General features: G+C 34.5%; 3 protein-coding genes. All 3 read left to right on the forward strand.

Annotated elements, in window-relative coordinates; all coding sequences use genetic code 11:
- The first annotated feature begins 82 nt into the window (after positions 1-82).
- Positions 83-1,186 (forward strand): DNA polymerase III subunit beta, encoded by a 1,104-nt coding sequence (gene dnaN / locus KHW44_RS09225; protein ID WP_094209250.1) that lies wholly within the window; start codon positions 83-85, stop codon positions 1,184-1,186.
- On the forward strand, positions 1,179-1,385 hold the full coding sequence (yaaA, locus tag KHW44_RS09230; protein ID WP_304068773.1) for a S4 domain-containing protein YaaA: 207 nt from the start codon (positions 1,179-1,181) through the stop codon (positions 1,383-1,385). Before dnaN ends, yaaA begins: the two co-directional genes overlap by 8 nt.
- Positions 1,385-1,869: AAA family ATPase (locus tag KHW44_RS09235; RefSeq protein ID WP_304068776.1), on the forward strand; the 485-nt coding region annotated here is incomplete at its 3' end. The genes yaaA and KHW44_RS09235, both read left to right, overlap by 1 nt.

Raw genomic sequence — 1,869 nt, forward strand, 5'->3', positions numbered from 1 at the left:
ACTAGAGTTATCCACAATACAAACAGCCCTACTACTACTATTACTAACTATTATTATTATTTGTATAAACGAAAGGTAAAATATGAAATTAAAAATATCTCAAAAAGAATTACTTAAACATATCAACATTGCCCAAAAAGCGGTGTCATCTAGGACAACTATTCAGATATTAGAGGGAATTTTGTTCATTGCAGAAGAAAACTGCCTAAGACTTGTGGCGACGGATTTGGAACTTATTGTGGATACAAGAGCAAATTGCGAAATCTACGAAAAAGGCCAAATCGTAATTAACTCATCAATGATAGGTAATATCATCAGAAAACTTCCTGATGATGATATATATATAGAAGTGGACGATAACAACATCAACATCAAATGTTTGTCCACTGAATTCAACATTCAAGGTCAAGATTCAAACGAATTTCCATCTCTTCCTTATATAGATAAGGATGTTAAATTGACTTTGGAACAATCAGAACTTAGAGATTCCATCAGAAAAACATCATTCGCTACAAGTATGGACCAAACAAGACCTGATTTGACTGGTGTTTTGTTCAATATTATGAACGATAGAATTGAATTTGTGGCGTTAGATGGTTACAGAGTGTCACTTGATTGTATGAGTAATGTGAGTGAATTCGAAATGAAGGCCATTGTTCCTGCGAGAGCTTTGAATGAAGTTTATAAGATTTTGGAAGAAGGGGAAATCACTCTTAACATTATTACTGGAAATATTATTTTCAAATTGGAAAACACTGATGTTTATTCCAGACTTATCGATGGTCAATACATCGACTACAACCAAGTTATGAAACAAGATTTCTCAACTGTTGTTACTATAGAAAAGAGAGCTTTGCAAATGGCTTTGGAAAGAGCGTCTTTGATGGCAAAAGAAGACAAGGCAAACTTAGTTAAGCTTGATTTCTCGGGAAATGAACTGCACATTTCATCTAATACTGATATCGGTAAGGTGGATGAGTATGTGAAGTGCGAAATCGGTGGCGAAGATTTGAAGATTGCTTTTAATGCGAAGTATTTGTTGGATGGGTTGAAGGTTATAGACGATGACGATATTACTTTGAATATGAGTGGAAGTTTGAGACCGATGGTATTCAAGCCACTTAACGATACCAATTACACATATCTTGTCCTTCCGGTAAAACTTGCAGGAGGTAACAATGCTTAGTGTCAAAATAGAATCTGAATTTATAAAATTGGAACAGTTTCTAAAATTTGCATCCATCGCACAAACTGGTGGCATGGCGAAGGAACTTATAAAAGAATCTTTGGTTAAGGTTAATGACGAGGTCGAAACAAGACGCGGCAAGAAGCTTTATCCAGGAGATGTTGTGGAATTTGAAGGAGAGAAGTACGTAGTCGAATAATGATCGTTCAAAAATTAAAATTATATAATTACAGGAATTTCTGTGAAATAGAATTGGATTTTTGTGATGGTCTGAATCTTATTGTAGGCAGAAATGCCTCGGGTAAGACTAATATTTTGGAAGCTATAAATGTAGCTTTGAAGGGAAAAAGTTTCAAAACCAACACCAATTCGCACTTGATTAAGTTCGGTGAAGATGAGGCGCGTATTGTAATGGATGTGTACGACGATGGTTTTGAGGATAAGATAGATATTACTATTAAAAATAACGAAAAGATACTCAATGTGAACGAAGCTTTTGTGAATACTATCAAAGAATACAATGAGTATTTTGAGTGTATTGTGTTTAAGCCAGACGATTTGAAGATAATAAAAGAATCGAAATCTCTGAGAAGAAAATTCTTGGATGAGTCCATAAGTGGTGTGGATAACTATTACAGGACTGTTTTGAAACAATACAATCAAGTGTTAGATGAGAGAAACAA

The organism is Finegoldia magna (genome assembly GCF_018371055.1).
GTDB classification, from domain to species: Bacteria; Bacillota; Clostridia; order Tissierellales; family Peptoniphilaceae; genus Finegoldia; species Finegoldia magna_I.